26 protein-coding genes and 1 tRNA gene are annotated in these 25,044 nt (G+C 60.1%); 10 read left to right on the top strand and 17 right to left on the bottom strand.

The genetic code is table 11. The annotated features are described in order from the left end of the window. The first annotated feature begins 79 nt into the window (after positions 1–79). Both M5B97_RS00830 and M5B97_RS00825 read left to right on the top strand, forming a co-directional pair. A complete protein-coding gene (locus M5B97_RS00830; protein WP_248730415.1) occupies positions 80–1,675 on the top strand; it encodes a histidine kinase famiy protein in 1,596 nt (531 codons plus the stop codon). A 143-nt stretch (positions 1,676–1,818) separates the two neighbouring features. Continuing rightward, entirely contained in the window at positions 1,819–2,859 is a 1,041-nt protein-coding gene (locus M5B97_RS00825) for an alpha/beta hydrolase (RefSeq protein WP_248730414.1), read from the top strand. 122 nt (positions 2,860–2,981) lie between these two features. On the opposite strand, the gene M5B97_RS00820 is transcribed toward M5B97_RS00825, so the two are convergent. Continuing rightward, a tRNA-Leu gene (locus tag M5B97_RS00820) sits at positions 2,982–3,068 on the bottom strand. A 212-nt stretch (positions 3,069–3,280) separates the two neighbouring features. On the opposite strand from M5B97_RS00820, the gene M5B97_RS00815 reads away from it, so the two are divergent. Further along, positions 3,281–3,841: a hypothetical protein gene (locus M5B97_RS00815; protein WP_248730413.1), complete on the top strand. Its 561-nt coding sequence runs from the start codon at positions 3,281–3,283 to the stop codon at positions 3,839–3,841. Positions 3,842–3,970: 129 nt separating this feature from the next. Then, on the top strand, positions 3,971–4,441 hold the full coding sequence (locus tag M5B97_RS00810) for a GFA family protein (RefSeq protein ID WP_248730412.1): 471 nt from the start codon (positions 3,971–3,973) through the stop codon (positions 4,439–4,441). Here M5B97_RS00810 and M5B97_RS00805 read toward each other — a convergent pair. Continuing rightward, complete coding sequence (locus tag M5B97_RS00805) at positions 4,421–4,948, bottom strand: DinB family protein (RefSeq protein WP_248730411.1); 528 nt, start codon at positions 4,946–4,948, stop codon at positions 4,421–4,423. The genes M5B97_RS00810 and M5B97_RS00805 overlap by 21 nt on opposite strands. A 125-nt stretch (positions 4,949–5,073) precedes the next feature. Between M5B97_RS00805 and M5B97_RS00800 the strand changes: the two genes are divergently transcribed. Continuing rightward, the gene (locus M5B97_RS00800; RefSeq protein WP_248730410.1) at positions 5,074–5,763 is read left to right on the top strand and encodes a tellurite resistance TerB family protein; all 690 of its coding nucleotides are present in this window, start codon (positions 5,074–5,076) and stop codon (positions 5,761–5,763) included. Here M5B97_RS00800 and M5B97_RS00795 read toward each other — a convergent pair. The 7 genes from M5B97_RS00795 to M5B97_RS00765 form a co-directional block, all read right to left on the bottom strand. Next, positions 5,760–6,581, bottom strand: a complete 822-nt coding sequence (locus tag M5B97_RS00795) for a hypothetical protein (RefSeq protein WP_248730409.1) — start codon at positions 6,579–6,581, stop codon at positions 5,760–5,762. The genes M5B97_RS00800 and M5B97_RS00795 overlap by 4 nt on opposite strands. A gap of 18 nt (positions 6,582–6,599) precedes the next feature. After that, positions 6,600–6,947 (bottom strand): DUF2493 domain-containing protein, encoded by a 348-nt coding sequence (locus M5B97_RS00790; protein WP_123718460.1) that lies wholly within the window; start codon positions 6,945–6,947, stop codon positions 6,600–6,602. Between the two features lie 64 nt (positions 6,948–7,011). Next, positions 7,012–9,726 (bottom strand): magnesium-translocating P-type ATPase, encoded by a 2,715-nt coding sequence (mgtA, locus tag M5B97_RS00785; protein WP_248730408.1) that lies wholly within the window; start codon positions 9,724–9,726, stop codon positions 7,012–7,014. A gap of 235 nt (positions 9,727–9,961) precedes the next feature. Beyond that, entirely contained in the window at positions 9,962–10,258 is a 297-nt protein-coding gene (locus M5B97_RS00780; protein WP_123718458.1) for a hypothetical protein, read from the bottom strand. Between the two features lie 318 nt (positions 10,259–10,576). Beyond that, the gene (locus M5B97_RS00775) at positions 10,577–11,188 is read right to left on the bottom strand and encodes a LysE family transporter (RefSeq protein WP_248730407.1); all 612 of its coding nucleotides are present in this window, start codon (positions 11,186–11,188) and stop codon (positions 10,577–10,579) included. 266 nt (positions 11,189–11,454) lie between these two features. Beyond that, the gene (locus M5B97_RS00770) at positions 11,455–12,246 is read right to left on the bottom strand and encodes an AraC family transcriptional regulator (protein ID WP_248730406.1); all 792 of its coding nucleotides are present in this window, start codon (positions 12,244–12,246) and stop codon (positions 11,455–11,457) included. A 61-nt stretch (positions 12,247–12,307) separates the two neighbouring features. Further along, positions 12,308–13,591, bottom strand: a complete 1,284-nt coding sequence (locus M5B97_RS00765; RefSeq protein ID WP_248730405.1) for an arsenic transporter — start codon at positions 13,589–13,591, stop codon at positions 12,308–12,310. A gap of 402 nt (positions 13,592–13,993) precedes the next feature. Between M5B97_RS00765 and M5B97_RS00760 the strand changes: the two genes are divergently transcribed. From M5B97_RS00760 to M5B97_RS00745, 4 genes are all read left to right on the top strand, one after another. Then, positions 13,994–14,209 (top strand): hypothetical protein, encoded by a 216-nt coding sequence (locus M5B97_RS00760; protein WP_078742613.1) that lies wholly within the window; start codon positions 13,994–13,996, stop codon positions 14,207–14,209. Positions 14,210–14,280: 71 nt separating this feature from the next. Continuing rightward, positions 14,281–14,976: an AzlC family ABC transporter permease gene (locus tag M5B97_RS00755; RefSeq protein WP_123718454.1), complete on the top strand. Its 696-nt coding sequence runs from the start codon at positions 14,281–14,283 to the stop codon at positions 14,974–14,976. Further along, positions 14,973–15,284: an AzlD domain-containing protein gene (locus M5B97_RS00750; RefSeq protein ID WP_248730404.1), complete on the top strand. Its 312-nt coding sequence runs from the start codon at positions 14,973–14,975 to the stop codon at positions 15,282–15,284. Before M5B97_RS00755 ends, M5B97_RS00750 begins: the two co-directional genes overlap by 4 nt. Before the next feature lie 171 nt (positions 15,285–15,455). After that, positions 15,456–15,809 carry a hypothetical protein gene (locus tag M5B97_RS00745; RefSeq protein WP_123718452.1) on the top strand — a complete coding sequence of 118 codons (354 nt, stop codon included), beginning with the start codon at positions 15,456–15,458 and terminating at the stop codon, positions 15,807–15,809. Between the two features lie 143 nt (positions 15,810–15,952). Here the strand turns inward: M5B97_RS00745 and M5B97_RS00740 are convergent, their stop codons facing one another. From M5B97_RS00740 to M5B97_RS00710, 7 genes are all read right to left on the bottom strand, one after another. Then, on the bottom strand, positions 15,953–16,657 hold the full coding sequence (locus tag M5B97_RS00740) for a YoaK family protein (protein ID WP_248730403.1): 705 nt from the start codon (positions 16,655–16,657) through the stop codon (positions 15,953–15,955). 68 nt (positions 16,658–16,725) lie between these two features. After that, entirely contained in the window at positions 16,726–18,360 is a 1,635-nt protein-coding gene (locus tag M5B97_RS00735) for an ABC-F family ATP-binding cassette domain-containing protein (protein ID WP_248730402.1), read from the bottom strand. Between the two features lie 124 nt (positions 18,361–18,484). Further along, on the bottom strand, positions 18,485–19,534 hold the full coding sequence (locus M5B97_RS00730) for a DNA topoisomerase IB (protein ID WP_123718449.1): 1,050 nt from the start codon (positions 19,532–19,534) through the stop codon (positions 18,485–18,487). 78 nt (positions 19,535–19,612) lie between these two features. Beyond that, entirely contained in the window at positions 19,613–20,692 is a 1,080-nt protein-coding gene (modC, locus tag M5B97_RS00725; RefSeq protein ID WP_248730401.1) for a molybdenum ABC transporter ATP-binding protein, read from the bottom strand. A gap of 5 nt (positions 20,693–20,697) precedes the next feature. After that, a complete protein-coding gene (gene modB / locus M5B97_RS00720; RefSeq protein ID WP_248730400.1) occupies positions 20,698–21,378 on the bottom strand; it encodes a molybdate ABC transporter permease subunit in 681 nt (226 codons plus the stop codon). Beyond that, the gene (modA, locus tag M5B97_RS00715; protein WP_248730651.1) at positions 21,379–22,134 is read right to left on the bottom strand and encodes a molybdate ABC transporter substrate-binding protein; all 756 of its coding nucleotides are present in this window, start codon (positions 22,132–22,134) and stop codon (positions 21,379–21,381) included. It abuts the gene before it with no gap. Between the two features lie 113 nt (positions 22,135–22,247). Beyond that, positions 22,248–23,312 (bottom strand): nitronate monooxygenase, encoded by a 1,065-nt coding sequence (locus M5B97_RS00710; RefSeq protein ID WP_248730399.1) that lies wholly within the window; start codon positions 23,310–23,312, stop codon positions 22,248–22,250. Between the two features lie 168 nt (positions 23,313–23,480). On the opposite strand from M5B97_RS00710, the gene M5B97_RS00705 reads away from it, so the two are divergent. Then, positions 23,481–23,942: a GyrI-like domain-containing protein gene (locus tag M5B97_RS00705; RefSeq protein ID WP_248730398.1), complete on the top strand. Its 462-nt coding sequence runs from the start codon at positions 23,481–23,483 to the stop codon at positions 23,940–23,942. Here M5B97_RS00705 and ada read toward each other — a convergent pair. Beyond that, complete coding sequence (ada, locus tag M5B97_RS00700) at positions 23,939–24,985, bottom strand: bifunctional DNA-binding transcriptional regulator/O6-methylguanine-DNA methyltransferase Ada (RefSeq protein WP_248730397.1); 1,047 nt, start codon at positions 24,983–24,985, stop codon at positions 23,939–23,941. The two genes, M5B97_RS00705 and ada, sit on opposite strands and share 4 nt — an antisense overlap. Between the last annotated feature and the right edge of the window lie 59 nt (positions 24,986–25,044).

Here is a 25,044-nt window from a genome sequence, read left to right as displayed (position 1 = left end):
GGGTTGAATAGCGTTGTAAAAGGGAATTTGGGTCGGACGGCGGGGTCATACGATCTCCAATGTTGCTTGGAGGCACGCGATGCCACACAAGACCCTTCGGGTAGACGACAACGTTTCCGCAGATATTTCCAATCATCCAAAAGATATATTTTTTGCTGCCGTCGAAACGACTCGTATGCCGATGATCGTCACCGATCCGAATGCACCGGACAACCCGATCATTTTCGCCAACCAGGCGTTTCTGCAAATGACCGGTTACGCGCATGAGGAGATTGTCGGGAAAAACTGCCGCTTTCTTCAAGGCGCCGAGACTGATCCAGAGGTTGTGAACTCCCTCAGGGACGCTATAAAAAACAAGCAGGAATTCTCGACGGAAATTCTCAACTATAAGAAAGACGGAAGCAGTTTCTGGAATGCGCTTTTCATCTCTCCTATTCAAAATGAAAAAGGCGAGTTGATCTATTTTTTTGCATCGCAGTTAGACATCAGCCGTCGTCGTGACGCTGAGGAAGGCCTGAGGCAGGCTCAGAAGATGGAAGCGCTGGGCCAACTGACAGGTGGCATTGCGCATGACTTCAACAATCTGCTGCAAGTGATCGGCGGCTACGTAGACTTGATTGGCAACGCCGTCGAAAAGCCTGAGCCGAGCTTGGAGCGAATCAAGAGAAGCGCGTTCCATGCCAAGTCTGCAGTGGAAAAAGCCAGCACGCTTACAAAGCAACTGTTGGCGTTTTCCCGCAAGCAGAAGCTACAGGGACGGGTTTTGAATTTAAATGCGCTCGTGCATTCGGTAGAGCCTTTAATGGAACGCACATTCGGCAGTGCAGTTAAAGTCGAGTCTGATCTGGACGAGTCGCTGAAAAACTGCCGGATTGATCCCTCTCAGGCAGAAATGGCGCTGCTCAACATTTTCATTAATGCCCGGGATGCGTTGATCGGCCGCAATGATCCAAAGGTTTTCGTTGAGACGCGGAATGTCGTGATCAAAGACCTGGCGACTTCCTATGATGGTTTGCTGCCTGGCTCCTACGTGAGCTTATCTGTCACCGACAATGGTATCGGCATGCCCCCGGCTATCCGTGATCGAGTGATGGACCCTTTCTTTACCACCAAAGATGAGGGCAAGGGATCGGGCTTGGGTCTATCGATGGTGTATGGATTTGCCAAACAGTCTGGTGGGGCCGCGCGGATCTACTCGGAGGAGGGGATTGGCACAACACTTCGTTTGTACTTTCCAGTGGACAGCGCCTCTGTCTCTCCCGATGAACTCAGGCTGAAATCCGACAACCAGGATGGCTCCGAGAGGGTACTCATTGTTGAGGATCGGCCGGACGTGGCAGAGCTCGCGAAGATGGTGCTTGAGGATTATGGGTACACCACTGAAATATCGCTCAATGCACGCGAAGCGCTGAAGCGATATGAAGCGGGTGAAAAGTACGACCTCCTGTTCACCGACCTGATCATGCCCGGAGGGATGAATGGGGTAATGTTGGCAAGAGAGGTCAGGCGGCGAATGCCCAGTACCAAGGTGTTGCTGACCACTGGGTACGCAGAGAACTCCATCGAGCGTACAGACGTCGGCGGATCGGAGTTCGAGGTGATCTCCAAGCCGTATCTGCCACATGACCTCGCCCGTAAAGTCAGGCAGATCCTCGATTCTCCCGGGGGCGTTTGATGTGCCGTCTGGAATGGCTGCAGTCGCGTAGATCTAACCGAAACGGGCAGGTGCTTGTGCTTTCGACCCCGCCAGCGCCTACTTTGTATGAGTGGCCTGTGGTCGCATTGCTTCTATCGGTTGACGTCGTTTGAGGAGGTCCTGTGTCCACTTCCACGCTGACTTCGCGCATCTTCAGCAAGCCCCGTCATACGACGCATTATGTGGAGTCGGGACCTGCCGATGGGCCTCTGATGATGTTTCTGCATGGGTGGCCGGAGCTCTGTCTGGTCTGGCGTGCGCAGATGGAAGCGTTTGCCGCCCGGGGCTGGCACTGTGTTGCTCCTGACATGCGTGGCTATGGTCGCTCTTCCGCGCCGGCAGACGTCAATGCCTACACCATTGAAAACATCGTCGCAGACATGGTTGAACTTCATGACCATCTCGGCGGGATGCCTGCAATCTGGGTCGGGCACGATTGGGGCAGCGTTGTGGCGGGTGAACTGGTCGCTCATGCACCTCAGCGAAGCCGTGGTGTTGTGCTGGTTTCGGTCCCGTACTTCCCCTCCATGAACGCATTGCCCACGCTCGTCCCGCTCGTTGATCGAGCAATCTACCCGGCGGATCAGTATCCAGACGGGCAATGGGACTATTACCGCTACTACAACACGCACTTTGCGTCTGCCGTCGCTGATCTTGATGCGGGCAAGGCGGATTCGCTGGCATCGATTTATCGACGAGGCGATCCTGCGAGTGTCACCAGGGTTGCTGCAAATGCCGAAGTGACCCGCAGAGGAGGGCGATTTGGCGAAGCGCATCGGGCTCCACCCACCCGGCCAGACCTCGCGCTGTGGCCCGAGGCAGACTTCGCCGCACTGGTGCGGGCGTTTGAGGAACACGGCTTCCGCGCGCCTTGCGCATGGTACTTGAACGACGCTGCCAATATCGATTACGCCCACCGTGCGCCCAATGGCGGCCGCCTGTCCGTGCCCGTGCTGTTTGTGAACGGCGATTACGACCCGATGAACACGATCAAGGGCAATCAGTTGGGCGACCCGATGCGTGCGGCCTGCGCAGATCTGACCGTGAAGAGCTTGCCTGGCGGCCATTGGCTACCGGTGGAATGCAAGGAAGAGCTGGTTGAAGCCATCAGTGCCTGGCTACCGAGAGTGGTGCAGACAGCGATTCAGGGGGAGGGGGCGTAGCGGTGTTGGATGGTGTTCGTCGGAGGAAGCCGTGGGCGGGAATTGCGGAACAGGTATCAGAATTGCGGAACAAAAAAGATAAGGGCCTGCATGAAGTTTATCATGCAAGCCCTTGATATCTATGGTGCCCGAACCCGGAATCGAACCGGGACGCCCTTACGAGCGGGGGATTTTAAGTCCCATGCGTCTACCAGTTTCGCCATTCGGGCGGTAGCGCGGTGTAGCAGGGTTGGGAATATATAGAGCCTGGCGCATTGGTGCAAGGTTCTTACTTAAAAGCCGGGTTAAAAAAGCTTGTGAGATCAGTAGTCTACAAAGATCGATGCGGCACTTTCCGAGGGTTTTGGAGTGGCGGGAACAAGATTCTGAAAGCGCAGTCATAGCGATATGCCATCCCGGCATTCTGGAAAGGAATCAGTTAATGTTCAATGCGCGTAAGCCTTCTTGGATCAGTGTGGCAAGTGTCATGGGGTTGCTAGCGGTGGGTGGCATAGGTGCAGCGCAGGCGGGGGATGGCTTTGAATGGAGTGGATTTGGCTCCTCGCCGAGTGACAGGCTTGCCACCAGTTCTGCAGGGGCCGGTCAGGAGCAGGTATTGGCGGCGAGCAATTTTACGGTGAGCGATATCGAGCGCCTGCAGAGTGATCAGAAAAACCAGGAGGAAGAGCTTCAGCGTTTGAAAAGCAAGCTGGACGAACAGGCGCGCTATTTTGAAGATTTCAAGCGTAAGGATGGTTCCAGCTCCAGTGACAGCCAGTTGTCTGATTTGAAGCGAACTGTCGCGGATCAGAAGAGCACCATCGACAAGCTCAGGAGCGAAGTGGAGGAATTGAAGCGCAACTCCAGCTCCAATTCAAGCTCCAGCGAGCTGTCGCGGCTCAAGAGCGACGCCAGCGATCAGAAGCGTAGCCTTGAAGATCAGAAGCGCACTCTCGACGACCTGAAACGCACAGTCGACAACCTGGCCAGTAAAGTGAAGTGATACTTGCCGGACCCTGCGGCAGTCGCCGGCGATGTGCGGCTTGGCATTGCCGGCGAGGCAGGGCTCGGTTTTCTCATCGCCCGCTTCACGCTACCCTGTGGCGTCAACAATCATAAAAAGGAATGCATGATGAGCGTCGAAAACCAGCCACTGGAGGGCAGTTGCCGCTGTAACCGGGTGCGCTTCAGTGTCAGCTTGCCCGAGGTGATCACCATGGCCTGCCATTGCAGCGGTTGCCAGAAAATGACCGCCAGCGCGTTTTCCCTAAGCGCCTTGATTCCCGCCAGCGGATTCACCGTGACCCAAGGCTGCCCGGTTGTCGGTGGGCTGCATGGTGTGGACCGCCACTATTACTGCCCCCATTGCATGAGCTGGCTCTTTACACGCCCCCACGGCATCGACGAGTTCGTCAACGTGCGCGCCACGTTGCTGGATAACGCGGCGGGTTACGTACCTTTTATGGAAACCTGGACCAGCGAAAAACTTCCCTGGGCCTCCACGCCCGCGGTCGAGAGCTTTGCACAATTGCCGCAGCCCCAGGACTTCCCCCGCTTGTTGCAGGCTTACGCCGAGTTCGTTTCAGTCAATCAGCGCCAATAGATCCGTATCGCCGACGTCCACGCCGGCCTGGGTCAGCAGCGTGGTTGCCTGGCCCCGATGATGGGTCTGGTGATTGAAAAAGTGCAGCAGCAAGCTGAAGAACGGCTTGTCGGCAGGCATGCCGCGCATGTTGTGGTACTGCAGGCGATGGTCCAGGTCAGGCTCACACAACGTGTTGGCCCAATCGATGATCAGTTGATCCAGCCAGGCGCGTCGGGCCGAAAGCTCACGGATATCGGCGAACGCCAGTTGCTTGAGGTTGGTGGGTGTTGCGATCGCACTCAAGGGCGCCAACGCGGCAAAGCCTGCCGGGTGCAGGGCAAAGCGCTTGAGCCAGACCGTATCGCCCAGTGCAAGGTGATTCAGGGTGCCGAGGATCGAGCCGAAAAACGCTTGCCGATCCGCGCTTAACGCGGCGTCTGTCAATTGGCCGGCAGCGGCATAGACCTTCTGGTTCATCCACTGGTTGTAGCTCGCCATCAGTGCAATGTGCTCGATACGGTTCACCGGTTTTCTCCTTCAACGGCGCGATGGCGCCATCATAAGGCGTACCTGCTCGGCGGTCTTGGTATTCCGGCACGGGAGGGCTATGGTTGTTGGACCCCAATATCGCGCCCTGGGAGGGCGACATCATGAACACCAGCGATCTACTGGAACAACTGCTGCGCGCGGGACAGCAAAACGGCAGCGCTTCAAGCGGTGGCCTGGGCGGGTTGCTCGGTGGGTTACTCAACGGCACGGGTAATGCTGCTTCGGCGGGTGGCGGGTTGGGCGGATTGCTTGGCGGTCTCGGTGGTTTGTTGGGCGGTGCTCCTGCGGGCAACGCAACGCAGCAGCGTTCCGGTGGGGTGAACTACGCGGCCCTGGCGTCGTTGGGGATGGCGGCGTTCCAGGCGTATCAGGCTTGGCAGCGCCAACAGGCCACTGCGCCGCAACAGGCGATCCAGACCGTCGACCAACTCGACGGGGCGGATGCCGAAGCCCATAGCCACGCCGTGTTGCGCGCGCTGATCGCGGCAGCCAAGGCCGACGGCAAGATCGATGAGCAGGAGCGGCAGATGATCTCCGCCGAGATAGGCCGTCATACGGATGACCCTCAACTGCAACAATGGCTCGACGCCGAAGTCGCCAAGCCATTGAATGCCGTAGATTTTGCCGAATATGCCGGTGACCCGGCACTGGCGTCGGAGATCTATCTGGCCAGCGTGATGCTGGTCAACGATCAACAAGACGCCGAGCGCAATTACCTGGATGAGCTGGCAGCGCAGTTGCAAATCGACCCGCAGTTGCAACTGCACTTGGAACAGCAGGCCAAGGCTTAAAAACGCACGGTGGCGCCGGTGGTCAACCATGAGTTGTGATCACCGGTGAGGTTTTGCCCAACCACCAGGTCTATCTCGACCAGCTCACCCACGTGAAAGCGTGGCCCGGCCTGCCAGGCCTGGTCGCCACCCTCCTGGCCGTAGCGTTCAGCGATCAGCGTGAGCGCATTGGCTACCTGGTATTCGAAGCCTGTGCCCCATGTCAGCCGGTGACGCTGTTCGCCGCCGTTATAGGCATGGGTCCAGCCGCCATTGACGTTCAAGCGCAGCGCTTCAACGGGTTGCCAGGTCAGTGGCACGTTGAAGTCGGCGCCGTCGAAGGCGTGGCTGCGGTCGAGTGCAAAGTGGCTGGTGGCGGAAACGGCCAGTTGCAATCCCAGATCTTGCCGTGACCACACTTGCGCTTTGACCTGCGGGCTGACCTGCGTTTCGGCATCTCCCGCATCGCTGGCGCGGGAAAGCGCCGCACTCCATTGCACCGCAGGCAGTGCGCTGAATGTGCAGGCCGGATTCAGGGTTTCGTTATGAATGTTGCCTTGGTGCCGATTGGCGGTGTACCAGGCATCGACATTGCACGTTCCCGGATCGTTCACCGCGCCGTCGTCGACCACGTAGGCACCACCGGCTGCCTGGGCTTTGGAAAACAGCGCGATGAGCAAAACAAGGCCCAGGGTTGCGCCAATGAAGATCAGGTTGCGTTGCAATGCGCGGCGCTTGGCCGGCGGTAACAGCAATAGCGTATGACGAGCCCCCCGATAGTGGCGTGCGCGATATTTGGCAAACCCATCAGGACGATGAGGGGTGTGTTTTTTGTGCATGATGCACCTCGCTTGAATTCAGCTTTCTACGGTCAGCACCGAAATGCCGCTGGCTTTGGCCTGGCAGACCAGTTCCGAGGTGTCGTCACCGCCCGGCAGGGCGATGACCACGTCGGGCCGGCTGTCGGTCAGCATGAAATGATTGCGTTGGCGTTCCGCCTGTTTGCCATGGCGTTGCCAGTTGGGCGGGTAACGCACCACGTCGATGCCGATTTCCCGCGCCCACTCCTCGATGTCACTGCCGAGGAACTGGTTGCCGCCGTGAATCAATACCTGCATCGGGCGCAGGCGGTGGTAAGCGTCCAGCACTTGGCGGGACTTTTTGGTGTCGGCGTAATGACGACCTGCACAGATCAAGACGCGCATGTTCGAATCCTTGTGAGGCGCGGTGGCGACCGGGCGGTCGCCACCGTTTAAATGGCGGGAGCGATCAGTACCACTGCTTGAAGCGGCGGATGTAGATCGTTTTCATCAGTTGGGCCACGCAGCAGTAGGCGAGCAGGGTGCCGACCAGCCATGGGAAGTACGCCAGCGGCAGCGGTTCCAGGCCCACCAGGGTGCCCAGCGGCGAGAACGGCACGTAGATCCCCAGGGCGATCACCACGCAGGTCATCATCAGCACCGGCCAGGCCGCCGTGCTCTGGAAGAACGGAATCTTGCGAGTGCGCAACATATGCACCACCAGGGTTTGCGAGAGCAGCCCCTCGATGAACCAGCCGGACTGGAACAGGGTCTGCATTTCCACACTGTTGGCGCTGAACACGTACCACATCAGGGCAAAGGTGGTGATGTCGAAGATCGACGAGGTCGGCCCGATCCAGATCATGAAGCGGCCGATGTTTTTCGCATCCCACTTGCGAGGTTTGGCCAGGTATTCCTTGTCCATCTTGTCCCACGGCAGGGCCAACTGAGAGATGTCGTACATCAGGTTTTGCAACAGCAGGTGGATCGCCAGCATCGGCATGAACGGAATGAACGCACTGGCCACCAGCACCGAGAACACGTTGCCGAAGTTGGAGCTGGCGGTCATGTTCAGGTACTTCATGATATTGCCGAAGGTTTCGCGGCCCTTGAGCACACCTTCTTCCAGCACCATCAGGCTCTTTTCCAAGAGGATGATGTCGGCCGATTCCTTGGCGATATCGGTGGCGGTGTCGACCGAAATACCCACGTCGGCATCGCGCAGCGCCGGCGCATCGTTGATACCGTCACCCAGGAAGCCCACGGTGTGGCCGTTGGCTTGCAGGGCCTTGAGAACCCGGGATTTCTGCAGCGGCGTCAGCTTGGCAAACACCGTGCGTTCTTCCACGCGGCGCAGCAGGGTGGCGTCGTCCATCGCTTCGATTTCCACGCCCAGCAGCGGCTGGCCGGGTTCGAGGCCGACCTGGCGGCAGATCTTGGCGGTCACCACGGCGTTGTCGCCAGTCAGCACTTTTACGGCCACGCCAATTTCTTGCAGTGCGGCAATTGCCGGGCCTGCGGTTTCCTTCGGTGGATCAAGGAAGGTCAGGAAACCCTGGATCACCAGGTTGCGTTCGTCGGTGGTGGTGTACTGCTGGCGCGCCAGGGATTTGGGGATGTTGCGAGTCGCCAGCACCAGTACGCGGAAGCCGTCCTCGTTGTAATCGTTGGCCAGCGCCAGCAGCTCTTCGCGGCGACGGTCATCGAGTGGCACGGCATCGCTGCCTTCCATCACATGGGTGGAAATGCTCAGCATCTCTTCCACGGCGCCCTTGCACACCAGCAACTGGTCGCCGGCGGCATCCTTGACCACGATCGACAGACGACGGCGTACAAAGTCGAAGGGCAATTCATCCACTTTGCTGTAGGCAAACGGCACCTGGAACTTGGGGTTCTGCTCGGCGAACTGCACCACGGCCTGGTCCATCAGGTTCTTCATGCCGCTCTGGTGAAAACTGTTGAGCCAGGCCAGGGACAGCACCGCGTCGTCACGTTGGCCAAAGGCGTTGACGTGGTGTTCGAGGATGATTTTGTCCTGGGTCAGGGTGCCGGTCTTGTCGGTGCACAGCACGTCCATCGAACCGAAGTTCTGGATTGCATTCAGGCGCTTGACCACCACTTTGCGCTTGGCCATGGCCGTGGCGCCTTTGGCCAGGTTGGCGCTGACGATCATCGGCAGCATTTCCGGGGTGAGGCCGACGGCAACCGCCAAGGCAAACAGGAACGCGTCGCCCCAATCGCCTTTGGAGAAACCGTTGAGCAGGAACACGATCGGCACCATCACCAGCATGAAGCGGATCAGCAGCCAGCTGACGCTGTTCACCCCACGGTCGAAGGCCGTTTGCACGCGGGAGCCGACAATCGCTTTGGCCAGGGAACCGAAGTACGTTCGCGGCCCGGTTGCGACCACCACGGCCTTGGCGCGGCCGCTGACGACGTTGGTGCCCATGAAGCAGATGTTTGGCAGGTCCAGCAGGTTCCCCTGATCGGCCGCCAACGAGGACGCTGACTTCTGCGCCACATCCCCCAGGGTGTCGTATTTCTCCACCGGCAACGCTTCACCGGTCAACACCGCCTGGCTGATAAACAGGTCGCGGGATTCGATCAGGCGAATATCTGCCGGGATCATGTCGCCGGCCGACAACTGCACGATATCGCCGGCCACCAGCTCGCGCATCGGCACTTCGCGCAGGGTGGGCTGGGCGCCCACTTGCTCGCGGCGCAGCACGGTGGCGGTGGTGCGTACCATCGCCTTGAGCGCTTCGGCGGACTTGGCCGAGCGGTGCTCCTGCCAGAAGCGCAGCAGGCTGCTGAGCAATACCATGGTCATAATAATGATGACCTTGGTCGGGTCGGCTTCTTCGCCGGCCTGCATCGGTAACCAGCAGTCGGTGACAAAGCTGATGCCGCCCAGGGTCAGCAGTACATAGATGAAAGGGTTGTTCAGTGCCTGCAGGAACTGGACGATGGCGTGAGGCGGCTTGTCATGGGCCACCTCGTTGTAGCCTTCGCGCTGTAGACGTGCCGAGGCATCCAGTTCGGTCAGGCCATCCTGGGTTGCCCGTACATTGGCGAGGGTGGCCGACAGGCCGTTCTGGGCTTCGCGGGCGGCACGCATCGACAGTTTGGTGTCGGTTGCGGTGCCATTTTTCTTGTGCAGAGGCGTGTTTTTTACGGCGCTCATTGTCTGTACTCCTGTCGCCAATTCTCGACAAAACATACCCGGTACTTACCTGATTGCAGGCGAGCGAAAGCATGCCGAGCCGCGGACTTCGCGATCGGTTTAAATAAAGTGCTTGATAACTTTTAGAGGGCCCGCTTAGTGCGCGTTAATTAACTAACGCGCAGCGGGCTACTACTGGACTTGTTCATAAAGAACTCCAGACGGTTAATCGGGAAAGTTGTGGTTTCCAGCAGGCTCAGGCTGCGCGAGCACTCACATAGAGGCTAAGCATCAGGCTCGCTTGAACGAGGCTGGAAACGCTCCGTCTCTGCGGGTCTTGAGGGTCGGCGTGATCCCAGTGCTGGACCAATTGGCCAGTGGTTGGGCAGACACGCCAATGCGCCAGCATCGGAGCCGGGCGTACAGGGGAGGAGGAGGGAGCAGCAAAGGCCGAACGAGCAGCCGGGAAACCTGCGGGCACGCGGCATAGCTTGGCGCGCAGGGCCGAGGCCAGCGAGCGGATATCAGGCAAAACAAAGGGTTGAAGGGTCATAACACACCTCGGGACCGGACGGGCGACCGGCGAGGCAGTTACGGTGGAGCATCAAGCTCTAGCGCAGCTTACCGGACCGGGGAGGCGAGTCCTGTCATATTCTGGGTTTGGCGTCCGATGCCCGCAGAGGCGGTGCTCGGACAGCGACTAGATACTGTGTCCATTGGCTTCTTTTGTGAGGTTTAAAAAAGGCCCCAGTTGCGGGCAGGGGCAATCTACTCAGCCAGTTACAAAATGTCAACGCATGATTAATTAAATGACCCGGCGTTCAGAGTTTATTCAGATAAGAGGCATGGGGAAGTTGCGACATATATAACTTCATACGCCAAGTGCGGCGAGGTAGGCGAGATACAACAGTACCAACCCGCAGGCGCCATAACTGAAGCGTTGCAGGCGCGTCGATGCGTTCTTGCGCAACAGGCTGACCAGCGTAGCCACCACAAAGCACGACAGCACCGAGGCCAGCATGAAACCGGCAAAAAACATCAGGGTCTGCCCAAAAGTGGGTGTGGCGCCGACGATCCCGGACAGTGCACTGCCAAGGGCGCCCCAATACACAATGTTCTTCGGGTTGGCCAGGGAGATGGCGGCGCCTACCGCCAGCGCATTCTGCCCGGAGCGAGCTGGCGCAGCTTGCGCTTGCGGCAGGTGCCAGGCGTCCATCAGGCCGCGCACACCCAGCCAGGCCAGGTACAGCGCGCAGAGCACGGTCAGCGGTACGCGCACAGCATCATGCTGGATCAGCACGGCGATATCGGTCAGGCCGATCACAGCCCACACGGCATCGCCTACCAAAGAGCCGAACTGAACGAGCAGGGCCGGAGTGAAACCCTGGAGCAAACCCCGGCGCAACGTCTCTGCGAGCACTGCGCCGGGTGAGAGGCAAAACACAAAACCGAATACCAGTGCGTAAAAAAAGATCGTCAACATGCCTGATGCCAGTCAGCTAAGAAGGAGAAAGGCTAAAAAGTAACCTGTGGCGAGGGAGCTAGCTCCCGTTGGACTGCGCAGCAGTCCCATGCTTTGTAAGCAAAGAGCGGGGCCGCTTCGCGGCCCAACGGGAGCAAGCTCCCTCGCCACACATACAGCGTTTACCCTTAACTGACTGGCGTTAGTCAACATGCCTGCTTTCCATTGAGCGATGGCAGGCAGTATGCAAGCGGATGGAAACTATCGTCTTGGACCAGATTGCGATTTCAGCGCTGCAACAGGTTTTGATAGCGGCCGGGGGTGATACCGTAGGCGGCGCGGAAATGCCGATTGAGGTGGCTCTGGTCGGCAAAACCCAGGTCCTGGGCCACTTCACAGGGTTGCAGCCCCATGCGCAGCAGACCTTTGGCGCGCCGGGTGCGAAGTTGCATGGCCCATTGTCGCGGACTAAGGCCTGTCTCTTTCTGGAACACGCGCAAGAGATGAAATCTGGACAGTCCCAACTCATCGCCAAGGTGTTCCAGAGGCAGCGTCTGATGAAGTTGCGCAGCGAGCAACTCCTGTGCGCGGCTGATCATGCGTTTCCCTGCCGGTGCACTTCCTGGGAGGCGCACACCGCTGCAACCCACCACCTCGCCAAGCAGTAGTACCAGCGCTTCTTCATTGAGTTCACGGACCAAGGCATCGCGACTCAATGCGCCTTTCACCGTCGTCGCGAGGCGTTGCGCCAGCTCCGGTTGAAAACACAGTGCACGATCAAACTCCAGCTGTGCCAGGCCCAGGTCGGTGGCCAATTGATCGGCCATGGCGTACACACTGACAAACTGCCAGGGAGCGCCCTCAGCAGCGCCACCGCCCTGAATCTGGCCCGGGTTGTACAGGGTGATGCTGCCCGGGCCTGCCTGGAACTCGCGGCGGTCGAGCCACACGTTCTCTTCGCCGATCAGGTTCACGCCGATCACGCATTCATCGTGACTGTGACGGGCGAAGGACAGGCCGGTGCAGCTGGTACTGGTGAGTTCGTAGTTGCCCAGCCAGGCGTGTTGCATCGCGTTCATCGGGTCAGCTCTGCAGTTGGGTGGCCTTAGCATACGTAGCTGACCCAGGCTGCGAAAGTATTCAGACACTCAGGCGCAGGGCGAGGGCGGCCAGGGTGATCAGCAGCACCGGCAGGGTCAGCACGATCCCGACCTTGAAGTAATAACCCCAGGTAATGGTGATGCCTTTGCGTGCCAGGATATGCAGCCATAACAACGTGGCCAGGCTGCCGATAGGCGTGATTTTCGGGCCCAGGTCGCTGCCGATCACGTTGGCGTAGATCATCGCGTCCTTGATCACTCCCACCGCGTGGCTGGATTCGATGGACAGCGCACCGATCAACACCGTCGGCAAGTTGTTCATGACCGACGACAGCAGCGCGGTGAGCACGCCGGTGCCCATCGCCGCGCCCCACACACCGTAGGTGGCGAAGCTGTCCAGCCAGGTCGCCAGGTAGGTGGTAAGGCCGGCATTGCGCAGCCCGTAGACCACCAGGTACATGCCCAGGGAAAAAATCACGATCTGCCAGGGGGCTTCTTTGAGCACCTTGCGCGTGGAGATCTTGTGGCCTTTGGCAGCGATGACCAGCAGAAGCACGGCGCATGCGGCGGAAATCGCACTAATGGGAATGCCCAGTGGCTCCAGGGCAAAGCAACCGATCAGCAAAATACCGAGTACCCACCACCCGGCGCGAAAGGTCGCACGATCGTGGACGGCTTTTGCCGGGTCTTCCAGGTCGGCCGGGTCGTAGGCCTGTGGAATATCGCGCCGGAAGAACCACAGCAGCACCGCCAGCGTCGCCGCGACGCTGACCAGGTTCACTGGCACCATGACGGCGGCGTATGCGTTGAAGCCGATCTTGAAGTAATCCGCCGAGACGATGTTCACCAGGTTCGACACCACCAGCGGCAGGCTGGCCGTGTCCGCGATAAACCCGGCGCCGATGACGAAGGCAAGGGTCGCCGCCGGAGAAAAACGCAACGCCAGCAGCATCGACATCACGATAGGCGTGAGGATCAGTGCCGCGCCGTCGTTGGCAAACAGCGCCGATACGAGCGCACCGAGCAGCACCATATAGGCAAACAACCGCCGCCCGCGCCCACGGCCCCAGCGCGCCACGTGCAGTGCTGTCCAGGCAAAGAAACCGGCCTCGTCGAGCAACAGGCTGATGATGATCAGTGCCACAAACGTACCGGTGGCGTTCCAGATGATGTGCCACACCACCGGGATGTCCGCCAGGCTGATCACCCCGCAGGCCAGGGCCAGGATCGCGCCCATTGTAGCGCTCCAGCCGACGCCCAGACCTTTGGGCTGCCAGATGACCAGAACGATGGTGAAGAGAAAGATCGCAACGGCGACAAGCATGAATAAAAGCTCCGATGGCTCAGCAGCAGGTGCCGGCCTGTTGTGGTATTTGGCCTATTGTATCCAGGCGCCGTGCGTTGCTGTGCAACCATGGCGGTTTGTAATCCAAGGCATGGATCAGTTCGCGTGGGGAAAAGTTCGCCGTCGCGCAGGAACAATTACGCCAACAGCGCCTGGGGCGTGTCAGGCAAGTGCTTGAACAGGGCGGCAGATGCGGTCTGGCGTGACCAGGGGCTTAAAAAACAGGCGCGTTCAGACCGACAGCTATTCCCTGTGCAAGGTCAAACCCTGAAACCATTGACGTGGATCAAATCCACCGCAATCGACCACAAGTGTTTGAAATTAAAATGAAACATGAATGTCCTAAAGTGCCTGCCCATTGCTGATGAAGGAAGATCCCGCGTGACCCGTGCCACTCGTAACCTGCGCAAGACCCTCGATTCCGTCGCGGACAATAACGAAACCGCGGCGTTTGACCTGATGCGTGCCGTCGAAAAACTCGGCGATGAGGTGCTGCGCCAACGCCTGCTCAATACGATTCACCGGCTCAACCAGGACGCCTATGAACTGCGCGAAGCGCGGGACTCGGTAGAGCAGGTGTCGGTGAAGCTCGCCTGAGCAAGATCGTTCAAGACAACCCCTGTGTGACGCTGGCATGCTTGTCGGATGTTTGTCGATGAGCCCTTTCCATGCCTGCCGCCTTACCTCATTACGCCTTCGCCCGCGGTGCAATCGCCGTTATTCCTTTATCCCTGGCCTGTGCGCCGTGGGGGCTGCTCGCCGGCTCCATGGCAATCGACGCGCAGTTCACGCCGCTGCAAGCGCAGGGTTTGTCCGCTATTGTCTTCGCCGGTGCCGCACAACTGGTGGCGATCGGTATGGTCAAGAGCGGCGCGAGCCTGATTTCTATCGTCCTGACCACGCTGCTGCTGACGTCCCAGCACTTGCTGTATGGCATGCACATGCGCCCGACACTGTCCTCGCTCAACACCCGCTGGCGCATCAGCCTGGGGTTCCTGCTGACCGATGAATTCTTCGCCCTGGTCAACCACTATGACCGTGAGACGTTCAACCGCTGGTACGCCCTGGGCGTCGGCCTGACGTTTTATATCGCCTGGAACCTCTTTACCCTGGCCGGCATCGTGCTGGGCAAAAGTATTCCCGGGCTTGATCAACTGGGCTTGGAGTTTTCCATTGCGGCCACCTTCATTGCCTTGATCACGCCGGTGGTGCGCGATGTGCCGACGGTGGTGTGTGTGGCGATTTCCCTGTTGTGCTCGGTATGGCTGAGCTTTTTGCATTGGGAGTCGGCCGTGGTGGTGTCCGGCTTGTTGGGGATGAGTGCAGGCTATGCGTGCAAGCGGCTGGGAGTGGGACAAGCATGATCTACATCATGATAGTGACCATGGGCCTGGTGGTATTTCTCAACCGCTACCTGTTTATCGAGCCGCGCCTGCCGGTGCGCCTTAACCGCGGCGCCCGGGAGTTCCTGGGGTTTGCGGTGCCGGGCATGCTAACGGCCATTTGTGGGCCGATCATTTTTCTGGCGGATCATCGGCTCAACCTGAGCCCGACCAACCCTTACCTGCTCGCGGGTGTCTGCGCGGTGGCGCTGATGTTCTGGACGCGCAGCGTGCTGATTACGGTGCTGCTGAGCATGGCGCTGTTCTATCTGTTCCGCTGGTTCTTCTGACGCACAAGTAAAAAAAGCCCGCGGGAGGGCGGGCCGAAGGGAGACTTCTTAAAAATGAGCCTGGTCACTATAAACGGCGCATTTTGCTTTTACCGTGAAACAAAGTTCATGCGCGCGTCAGTTAAGCCTGCGGCGATGGTACAGTCGCGGTTTTTCCAAGGAGGCGATGGCATGCGTAACGTAGTAATGGGCGTCATGATGGTGGCGGCGCTGTCCGGTTGCGCGGGCGCGAAGATGAAAGAAGCGCGTGCAGGTCAGCCCTATAAGACCCTGGCGTCGGACAAGGCCCCACTGGTGGTTGCCCAATGCGTGCAGTTCGGCTGGCAGGACGAGGCGGTGTTCGGCGTTGACGCCGGTGGCTTCAAGGAACCGCTGGAGTCGGGTGGTTTCACGGTGTACACCACCGATGGCGCCTATTTCGTAGATGTGCGCGCTGCGGGTGCCGGCTCCACCGTCAACTACTATGCCGCCCAGGATTCGATGCCTGCCAAGCGTCGCCAGGCCGCGCTCGCGACCTGTCTGTAATCCCCTGCCTTAGCATTATTCGGAAATGCCCGGCGCGACAGCCGCCGAGCATTGGCTTATGATTCATCCGCTCGCTCGACGTGATGGCTCTTTACCGGTACACGGATGTCGAGGCCGAAACGTCGAGCGAGCTCCTCTTCCCGCTATCGCGGCATATAGCCCAGGTGCCAGCGCCGCGGAATCTTCAGCGATACCAGACCCAGCAATGCCGCCAATGCGCCACTGACCAGCAGCGCCTTCAGCCCCCACTGATGTTCCAATACGGCGCCAATCACCGCTCCCACAAACATCCCGGCCCACGGGATCAACTGTACCCGCCACCCGTTGCGTCGTTCGCCCAGCAGCCAGCGCCCCAGCCCACGGCCAAAGCGTGACAGCGCTCCCGTTACATACGTCAGCCCGACGGGCAGGCCATTGACCTCTTCTACCGCCGCGTTGAGCATGCCCATGGCGATGATCGCCGCCAGTAACGCCGGTAGCGTCTCGGCGAAAGGCCACAAGCCGGCACTGCTCAACAGAGCGGCGATGCACAACAACAAGGGCATGGCGTGCCGGCGGCTGAGGCGGCTGACCACGACACCCAAAGCGTTGCCGATGACGAACGTCACGACCAACAACAACAGGCGTCCGGTCAAGCCAAGGTCACCGGCGCCCATTGCCACGGCCAGACGCGTGGTGTTGCCGCTCATGAACGACACAAAATCCCCGCTGGCCATGAAACCGACAGCATCGGTCATGCCTGCCAGCACCGAAAGACTGGCCACCAGCATCAAGCCGATCCGACCACGCCAACGTTGGCGATGGGCGTGTGCGGCATTGGCGTACGTGCCGCGGGACGAAGGCAGCATGGGGCAGGCTCCTCGGTGAGATTATTCGGCCATTACCGTAAGAGGCTTTGCGGGTTGGTGCAATGCTCTCAGGTACATTCCAGTCGCCAGCCCGCCGAATGCCAATCCAACCGATGCGTTGGCCGGAGCGCCTGCACAAAGGCCTCGTCATGGGACACCACGACCATGGCTCCGGTAAATCCCTGCAGCGCGTGTTCAAAGGCGAGTACGGACTCCAGGTCCAGATGGTTGGTGGGCTCGTCGAGCAATAACAGTTGCGCCGGGATTTTGCGCCACAAGGCAATCGCCATGGCGGCTTTCAATCGCTCGCCGCCACTTAACTGGCCGGTGGGCTGGGTGACGCGCAGCGCATCCAGTTGCAGCAGGGCCAGGCGCGTGCGCAGTTCGGCTTCGGCCAGGGGCGTGTCGAGCAGGTTGAGTTGTTCGACGATGGAGCGTCGGTCGTCCAGCAGCGCCAGATGCTGGTCGATATACGCGCTGGTGACGTGCACCGCACATTCGCCGGCGCTCGCCCGCCAGTGCCCCGCAAGCACCTTGAGCAACGTGGATTTGCCGCAGCCGTTCGGCCCCCGCACCGCCACGCGTACAGGCCCCATCAGGTTCAGCGTGATGCAAGTGGAGGGTTGGCGCGGATCGAGCCACGGCAATTGGGCCTGTTCCATCGTAATGACCTGGCGGCCATTGGGTAGCTTTGAACCGGGCAGGGCGAGCAGGGTGGGCGTGTCGCCCACCACGCGTGCGTAGGCCTGGCACACCTGCTGGTCAAGTTGGTTCTTTTCGGCGCGGTGGGCGCTGCGCACGGTGCTGACGATTTCCGTGGCGGCACCTTTCCAGCGTGCCTTGGTGAACCGGTCGACGTTGGCGGTTTCTGCCTGTTTGCGTGAGCGGGCGGCATTGCGTTGCAGGCTGTCATGAGCCTTTTGCAGGCGTTTGCGTTCGCGGCTGCGTTCAAGCCTGGCGTGCTCCAGCGCTGCAACCGCCGCGTGTTGTTCGGTGTCGCGTTGCAGGCGGTAGGCATCGTAGTTACCGCCATACACGCGCATGCCCAGCGGCGAAAGCTCGACGATGCGCGCCAAGGTGTTGAGCAACTGTCGATCATGGCTGACAACTACCAGGCCGCCGCGCCACTCGTCGAGGGTTCGCAGCAGCCATTCACGGCCCAGGCTATCGAGGTGGTTGGTGGGTTCATCCAATACCAGCAGATCCGGCGCCGCCAACATGGCGCCGATCACAGCAACCCGGGCCAGTTGCCCGCCACTCAGTTGATCGGCCGGCGTATCGAAGCTGAGCGCCTGCAGGCCCGCCGCATCCAGTGCCGCGCGCAGGCGTTCGGCGAGGTCCCAGCGCTCGTCGATCACGTCGAAGTCATCGGCACGGGCCTCGCCCGAGGCCATACGTTCAAGCGCCGCCAGGGCTTGGGCAGTGCGGGTGAGTTGGGCAATGCTCTCGCCCGGTTGCACGCTCAGGGTCTGCGCGACATACGCCACACGTGCGTTACCGTCGAGTGTGCCGCCGGAAGGTTTGAGCACACCGGCGATCAACTTGGCCAGGATGCTTTTGCCACGGCCGTTACGCCCGACAATCCCGGTCGGCGTGTGATCGATGGAGAGATTGATGTCCTCCAGCAAGGTATCGCCATTGGCGAACTGGAAAGACAGGTGTTGCAAGGAAACGAGTACGGGCAGCCGGTTGACGTCAGTCATCAGCACCTCCAAAAAAATGTCGAACAGGCCAACAAGCGCGCCAGGCGGCTCGTTGCAGGTACATTTTGGAAGGCTTAGTTGTTCACGTCGGCGGTCATCCGTCAGTCAGAAAGAGGCGCAAAGGCTAACCCGGCTTGGTGTTCGTGGGCAAGTCGGCGGCCAACTGCTCAAGGAACATGGCCAGGGCGACCTCTTCGGCCTTGAGGCCTTTGCGCACCCGTGGCTTGGGCAGTTTGGACAACTCGCCCAGGCTGAAATGCTCCAGTACCGCCGGGTGGATGTAACACTTGCGGCACACCGCCGGCGTGTTGCCCAGTTGCTTGGCCACACTCTTGACCATGCTCACTACATGCCGCTTGGCATCGGATTCGGGCTGCCATTCAAGATCGCGCAGCACGGCGAGTGCGAGCGCGGTGCCGGCCCAGGTGCGATAGTCCTTGGCGGTAAAGTCGGCACCGGTGAGGCTGTGCAGGTACGCGTTGACGTCGTGGGAACTGACGGTATGGCGCTCACCGTCGGCATCCAGATACTGAAACAGGTTTTGCCCCGGCAGCTCCATACAACGCTTGACCACCGTGGCCAGGCGCTTGTCCTTGACGCTGATTTGATGCTCGACACCGCTTTTGCCACGAAACTGGAACTGGATTTCGCTGCCCTTGATGTCCACATGACGGTTACGCAAGGTGGTCAGCCCATAGGACTTGTTGTCCCGTGCGTACTGCGTGTTGCCCACCCGGATCAGTGTGGCGTCCAGCAACATGACCACCGTGGCCAGGACTTTCTCGCGGGTAAAACCGGGTTCGGCGATTTGTGCTTCCAATTGCTTGCGCAGTTTGGGCAGGGCTTTACCGAATTCTTGCAGTCGAGAATATTTGTCGCTGTCACGCACTTCGCGCCAGCGTGGATGGTAACGGTATTGCTTGCGGCCACGCGCATCACGCCCTGTAGCCTGCAGGTGACCTTGCGGGTCGGCGCAGATCCACACGTCGGTGTAGGCCGGCGGTACGGCGAGCGCGTTCAGGCGTTTGATCTCGTCGGGGTCCTTGATGCGTTCGCCTTTCGCATCGAAATACTGGAATTTGCCGCGCAGTGTCTTCCGGCGGATGCCGGGTTGGCTGTCGTCAACGTAATGCAGGTCGCGGGGGAGATCGGCGGGCAGCGCAGAGTCGGGCATGGTGCAGGTTCCTTGGCAACAGATCAGGCCGGTATGTCTGATTGACCGCGGCCCTCTGCGGTGGTGCCAAAAAGTTGCTCAGGCCAACACCGCCACCGCCTTGATCTGTGCCCACAGTGTCTGGCCGGGGTGCAGTTGCAACTGGTCGCGGGAGAATCGCGTGATGCGCGCCAGCAACGGCGTACCACCGGCATCCAGGCGCACCAGCATATGGGCGCTGTTATCCGCCGAAATATCCTGGGTGACCGTCACCGGCAAGCGGTTGAGGATACTGCTGTGCTCTTCGACCTGCAGGCTGAGGCTCACGTCCCGCGCCTGCACCTTGATACGCAGCTGTTTGCCCAGTGCCAGCGGTGCATGGGCCACGCGCATGGACAGGGTGCTGTCGGGCAGTTGCAGGGTGAGCAACTGGTAGTGCGCGTCATAGGCGCTGACGGCGCCATTGATGACCACGCCGGCGTCATCGCCCAAGGCCATGGGCAAATCGAGTCGTGCCAGGGTTTCACCGATGGGGCCGCTGGCCAGGGCCTTGCCGTCGCTGAGCAGCACGAGGTGGTCAGCCAACCGCGCGACTTCATCCTGGGCATGGCTGACGTACAGCAGCGGGATGTCCAGTTCATCGTGCAGGCGTTCGAGGTACGGCAGGATTTCACTTTTGCGCTGGCTGTCCAGGGCGGCCAGCGGCTCATCCATCAACAACAACCCGGGGCTGGTCAGCAACGCGCGGGCGATACCGATGCGCTGGCGTTCGCCCCCGGACAAGTGTAGCGGGTGACGATCAAGCAGATGACCGATACCCAGCAGTTCGGTGGCATGGGCCATATCCACCCGACGCTGTGCACGTGGAATGCGCTTGAGGCCGAACTCCAGGTTGGCGCGCACTGATAAATGCGGGAACAGGCTGGCCTCTTGGAACACATAACCCACGGCGCGTTTATGCGGTGGCACAAACACTCCATTGCGGCTGTCTTGCCAGACTTCGTCGTTGATGCGGATAAACCCGTCGCCGGCCCGCTCCAGTCCGGCGATGCAGCGCAGGCAGGTGGTCTTGCCGGAACCGGAATGCCCGTACAACGCGGTCACACCACGGCCAGGCAGGTGCAGGTCCACATCCAGGGCAAAACCCGAATAGTTCAGTTGCAGGCGTACATCCATCATCGCGGTCAGCTCCAACCTATCTTGGTTTTACGGCTGGAGTAGAGCGCCAGCAATACCAGGAATGCGAACACCACCATGGAGCCCGCCAGCCAATGGGCCTGGGCGTATTCCATGGCTTCGACATGGTCGTAGATTTGTACCGAAACCACACGGGTTTTGTCGGGGATATTGCCGCCGATCATCAACACCACGCCAAATTCACCGACTGTGTGGGCAAAGCCGAGAATCGACGCGGTGATAAAGCCCGGGCGCGCCAGCGGCAGGATGACCGTGAAGAAGGTGTCCCACGGATTGGCCCGCAAGGTCGCGGCCACTTCCAATGGCCGCGTGCCGATCGCCGAGAAAGCGTTTTGCAATGGCTGCACCACGAACGGCATGGAATAGATCACCGAACCGATCACCAGGCCGGCGAAGCTGAAGGTCAGGGTGCCAAGCCCCAGCCATTGGGTGAACTGGCCGAAATAGCCGTTCGGTCCCATGGTCAACAGCAGGTAAAAGCCGATCACCGTCGGCGGCAGCACCAACGGCAGTGCCACAACGGCCCCAATGGGACCGCGCCACCAGGATCGGGTACGCGACAGCCACAGCGCAATCGGCGTGCCGATGACCAGCAGGATCACGGTGGTCAGGGACGCCAGTTCGATGGTCAACCAGATCGCGGAAAAATCGGCGCTCGACAGCGGCATTCAGTTCGCCAGCTCGTAACCGTAGGACTTGATCACCGCAGCCGCTTTCGGGCTTTTGAGGTATTCGACCAAGGCTTTGGCAGCGGCGCTGTCTTTGCCTTTGTTCAGAATCACGGCGTCTTGTTTGATCGGGTCATGCAGGGATGCCGGGACGATCCACGCCGAACCGCTGGTGACTTTGCCGTCTTTGTAGATCTGCGACAGCGCCACGAAGCCCAGCTCGGCGTTGCCGGTAGACACGAACTGGTAGGCTTGGGTGATGTTCTGGCCTTCGACGATCTTGTCCTTGACCTTGTCGGTCAAGCCTTCCCTGGCCAGTACTTGCGTGGCGGCCAGGCCGTAGGGGGCGGCTTTCGGGTTGGCGATGGACAGGTGCTTGAATTCATTCTTCTTCAGCACATCGCCTTTGGCGTCCACGTAGCCTTCTTTGGCCGACCACAGGGCCAGGGTGCCGACAGCGTAGGTGAAGCGCGAACCCTTGACGGTTTCGCCTTCGGTTTCAAGTTTTTGCGGGGTGGTGTCGTCGGCGCTCAGGAACACTTCGAACGGCGCGCCGTTCTTGATCTGCGTGTAGAACTGGCCGGTGGCGCCGTAGGCTGCGACCAGTTTATGGCCGGTGTCTTTCTCGAAGTCGGCGGCGATCGCCTGGATCGGTGCGGTGAAGTTGGCGGCAACCGCCACTTGCACGTCGTCGGCGTGAGCCGTGCTGAAAACCACGGCGGCGATAAGGGGGGCCAGGCGAGAGGCGCGGATCATCATGAAGCAGCTCCTTGGTTGTACGGCTTACTAGAGATAGAAGGCTTTAGCGCTATGTACGGGAATATATAGCGGTTGGCCATTGCCGGTACAGCGCAAAGTTGCCTCAGGTGTCAGTGCCTCTGGAGTTTGGCCAGCGCCTTCTCGGCCAATTCGCGCGTCAGCTCATAGGTGGACATATCTTTGCCCAAGCGCAACGCCTGGCCAGACCACAAGTTGCTGAAACCCGCTTCATCCTTCGCCTTGAGCGGCATCAAGGCGCCGCCGGCCCGGGGGAACGCCGGAGCCGCCGGGTTGATCGCCCCAAGCTCGCGCATCACCCGGTTGACAATGCCGCGCGCCGGGCGGCCGGTGAACAGGTTGGTCAGCGCCGTTTCGCTGGCCTGGGCATTACGCAGCGCATGGTGATGGGAGGCGGTGACGTTGGCTTCGGGGGTGAACAGATACGCAGTGCCAATCTGCACCGCCGAAGCGCCAAGCGCGAACGCCGCTGCAATACCACGCGCATCAGCGATGCCTCCGGCGGCAATCACCGGCACGTTGACGGCGTCGACCACCTGCGGCACCAGGGCCATCAGGCCGATCTGGGTATTGAGGTCGCTGCTGAGAAACAGCCCTCGGTGCCCACCGGCTTCAATGCCCATGGCAATGATCGCGTCGCAGCCGTGCTGTTCCAGCCATATCGCTTCCTCAACGGTAGTGGCCGAAGACAGCACCTTGGCACCCGTGGCTTTTACGCGATCAAGCAAAGACTTTTCCGGCAGTCCGAAGTGGAAGCTGACCACTTCCGGGCGGAACTCTTCGACCACTTTGCATGCCGCCTCATTGAAAGGCGCACGATTGGATTCAGGGGTGGGCGCCTCAAAATCGGCGCCCAATTCACGGTAGTAAGGCTCCAGCAACTCCTTCCAGTGGCGATCACGCGCTTCATCGGCCGCAGGCGGCTGATGGCAGAAGAAATTGACGTTGATGGGGCGCGAGCCGGCCTGGCGAAGGGTGGTCAAGGCTTCGCGCAATTGTTCGATAGTCAGTGCGGCAGCGGGCATCGAGCCCAGCGCGCCTGCCTGGCTGGCGGCGATGACCATTGCGGTGGTGGTACCCACGGCCATCGGGGCTTGAATGATGGGCACGTCGATGCCCAGCAGGTCGAGAATGCGGGTATCTGGCCAGGTGCTCATGGGTAGGTCTCCAGCGTTGATGAGGCTTTACGCTGTTTTAGCAGGGCGCCTGGCACCCGGCCAGTCTGTTTTATTCACTGGACGTCAGCGAAATTTCATGAAGGGTGAGCATCCGTCATACAACCTGTGGTTTTATGCGCAAACCGCAAGCTTGAAAAGGAGAGGGCTGTGCAAACGATCAAGGAACAACGGGTGGGGGCAATCAGGGTGTCCGGGTTGAGCGTTCGGACACGCAATGCCGATGAGATGCAGCCCACCAGCGCGAAAATCGGGCCGATGTGGCAACGGTTTTTTGAGGAGGGGCTTTACCAGGCCATTCCGGGTAAGCAAGCGGAGTCGCCGGTTTACGGGGTGTACAGCGGTTATGAGTCCGATGCGCAGGGGCTGTTCAATGTCACCGCCGGGGTCGCGACCCATGCACCTGCCCAAGGGTTCGAAAGCATGGTGATCGAGCCGGGGCGTTACCTGGTGTTCGAGGCCAATGGGCCGATGCCGGATGCAATCATCCAGGCCTGGCAACGGGTCTGGGCCTACTTCGAGCAGCCGGGCGTGGAGTCTCGTGCGTTTGTGACTGACTTCGAGGTCTACCAGGCGGACGAGCAGGCGCTGATTTACATCGGTATCCATTAAGGCGTGGTTTCCCGTTCCAGCAGCTGCCGCTTGCGCTCTACGCCCCAGCGGTAGCCCGACAGCTCGCCATTGCTGCGCACCACGCGGTGGCAAGGAATGGCCACCGCGAGGTGGTTGGCGCCACAGGCCTGGGCCACCGCACGAAAAGACTGGGGGGCGCCGATCCGCTCGGCAATTTGCGCATAGCTGGCGGTGGTGCCCACCGGGATTTCGCGCAGTGCTTGCCACACCCGCTCCTGGAAGGCGGTGCCGCGCAAGTCCAGAGGCAGATCCAAGCCCAATGCCGGCGCTTCGATGAAGCCCACGACTTGGGCGATCAATTGTTCAAAATCACGATCCGCCCCGACGAGTTCGGCCTTGGGGAATTGGTCCTGCAGATCGCGAACCAGTTTGTCCGGGTCGTCACCCAATAAAATGGCGCACACCCCTCGCTGGCTCTGCGCCACCAGCACCGCGCCCAGTGAGCATTGGCCGACGGCAAAGCGAATGGTGCTATTGGTGCCACCGGCTTTGAAATCGCGCGGCTTCATGCCGAGCAGTTGATCGGCTGACTCGTAAAACCGGCTGCTGGAATTAAAGCCTGCGTCATACAGCGCATCGGTTACCGAGTGAGGCCCTTGCAGGCCGTTGCGGACTTTGCGTGAGCGCAACGCACTGGCATAACCCTTGGGTGTCAGGCCGGTGACCGCCTTGAATACGCGATGAAAATGGAAGGCGCTCAACCCGGCCTGGCGGGCAAGCACTTCAAGGCTGGGTGGCGTTTCGGCCTGTTCGATCTGCCGGCATGCGGCGGCGACAAGTTGCCCATGGTGGGCCGCCAATTGGGTCTGGTCAGCGGATGCGCGTTTGCTGGGGCGGTAACCGGCGGCTTCGGCGAGGGCGGGGCTGTCGAAGAATTCGATATTTTCCGGGCGCGGGAGACGCGAGGCGCTGCTGGGGCGGCAGTACACCCCCGTCGTTTTCACGCCGTAGACAAACAGCGTGTCAGCCTTGGCATCGCGGGCAACAATGGCCGCCCAGCGAGGGTCTTGTTCGTTGTTCATGACCTGCACTCTTGACGATTCACCGGCAGCTTAGCGGCGTAGCCCCACCTCGACACTCT

The sequence above is a fragment of the Pseudomonas sp. MWU13-2517 genome (genome assembly GCF_023242545.1).
Lineage (GTDB): Bacteria > Pseudomonadota > Gammaproteobacteria > Pseudomonadales > Pseudomonadaceae > Aquipseudomonas.
Note: the sequence above shows the minus strand (reverse complement) of the source record. Positions and strands in the feature narration are given on the sequence as shown.

What these genes read in the sequence shown, in the direction of transcription:
- modC (WP_248730401.1), bottom strand. Translation starts at nt 20,692, where the DNA reads ATGATGGATGTACGCCTGCAACTGAACTATTCGGGTTTTGCCCTGGAT.
- M5B97_RS00745 (WP_123718452.1), top strand. Translation starts at nt 15,456, where the DNA reads ATGCGTAACGTAGTAATGGGCGTCATGATGGTGGCGGCGCTGTCCGGT.
- M5B97_RS00710 (WP_248730399.1), bottom strand. Translation starts at nt 23,312, where the DNA reads ATGAGCACCTGGCCAGATACCCGCATTCTCGACCTGCTGGGCATCGAC.
- M5B97_RS00790 (WP_123718460.1), bottom strand. Translation starts at nt 6,947, where the DNA reads ATGCGCGTCTTGATCTGTGCAGGTCGTCATTACGCCGACACCAAAAAG.
- M5B97_RS00800 (WP_248730410.1), top strand. Translation starts at nt 5,074, where the DNA reads ATGAACACCAGCGATCTACTGGAACAACTGCTGCGCGCGGGACAGCAA.
- M5B97_RS00750 (WP_248730404.1), top strand. Translation starts at nt 14,973, where the DNA reads ATGATCTACATCATGATAGTGACCATGGGCCTGGTGGTATTTCTCAAC.
- M5B97_RS00780 (WP_123718458.1), bottom strand. Translation starts at nt 10,258, where the DNA reads ATGACCCTTCAACCCTTTGTTTTGCCTGATATCCGCTCGCTGGCCTCG.
- M5B97_RS00775 (WP_248730407.1), bottom strand. Translation starts at nt 11,188, where the DNA reads ATGTTGACGATCTTTTTTTACGCACTGGTATTCGGTTTTGTGTTTTGC.
- M5B97_RS00735 (WP_248730402.1), bottom strand. Translation starts at nt 18,360, where the DNA reads ATGACTGACGTCAACCGGCTGCCCGTACTCGTTTCCTTGCAACACCTG.
- M5B97_RS00830 (WP_248730415.1), top strand. Translation starts at nt 80, where the DNA reads ATGCCACACAAGACCCTTCGGGTAGACGACAACGTTTCCGCAGATATT.
- M5B97_RS00810 (WP_248730412.1), top strand. Translation starts at nt 3,971, where the DNA reads ATGAGCGTCGAAAACCAGCCACTGGAGGGCAGTTGCCGCTGTAACCGG.
- M5B97_RS00740 (WP_248730403.1), bottom strand. Translation starts at nt 16,657, where the DNA reads ATGCTGCCTTCGTCCCGCGGCACGTACGCCAATGCCGCACACGCCCAT.
- M5B97_RS00765 (WP_248730405.1), bottom strand. Translation starts at nt 13,591, where the DNA reads ATGCTTGTCGCCGTTGCGATCTTTCTCTTCACCATCGTTCTGGTCATC.
- mgtA (WP_248730408.1), bottom strand. Translation starts at nt 9,726, where the DNA reads ATGAGCGCCGTAAAAAACACGCCTCTGCACAAGAAAAATGGCACCGCA.
- M5B97_RS00755 (WP_123718454.1), top strand. Translation starts at nt 14,281, where the DNA reads ATGCCTGCCGCCTTACCTCATTACGCCTTCGCCCGCGGTGCAATCGCC.
- M5B97_RS00730 (WP_123718449.1), bottom strand. Translation starts at nt 19,534, where the DNA reads ATGCCCGACTCTGCGCTGCCCGCCGATCTCCCCCGCGACCTGCATTAC.
- M5B97_RS00795 (WP_248730409.1), bottom strand. Translation starts at nt 6,581, where the DNA reads ATGCACAAAAAACACACCCCTCATCGTCCTGATGGGTTTGCCAAATAT.
- ada (WP_248730397.1), bottom strand. Translation starts at nt 24,985, where the DNA reads ATGAACAACGAACAAGACCCTCGCTGGGCGGCCATTGTTGCCCGCGAT.
- M5B97_RS00770 (WP_248730406.1), bottom strand. Translation starts at nt 12,246, where the DNA reads ATGAACGCGATGCAACACGCCTGGCTGGGCAACTACGAACTCACCAGT.
- modA (WP_248730651.1), bottom strand. Translation starts at nt 22,134, where the DNA reads ATGATCCGCGCCTCTCGCCTGGCCCCCCTTATCGCCGCCGTGGTTTTC.
- M5B97_RS00815 (WP_248730413.1), top strand. Translation starts at nt 3,281, where the DNA reads ATGTTCAATGCGCGTAAGCCTTCTTGGATCAGTGTGGCAAGTGTCATG.
- modB (WP_248730400.1), bottom strand. Translation starts at nt 21,378, where the DNA reads ATGCCGCTGTCGAGCGCCGATTTTTCCGCGATCTGGTTGACCATCGAA.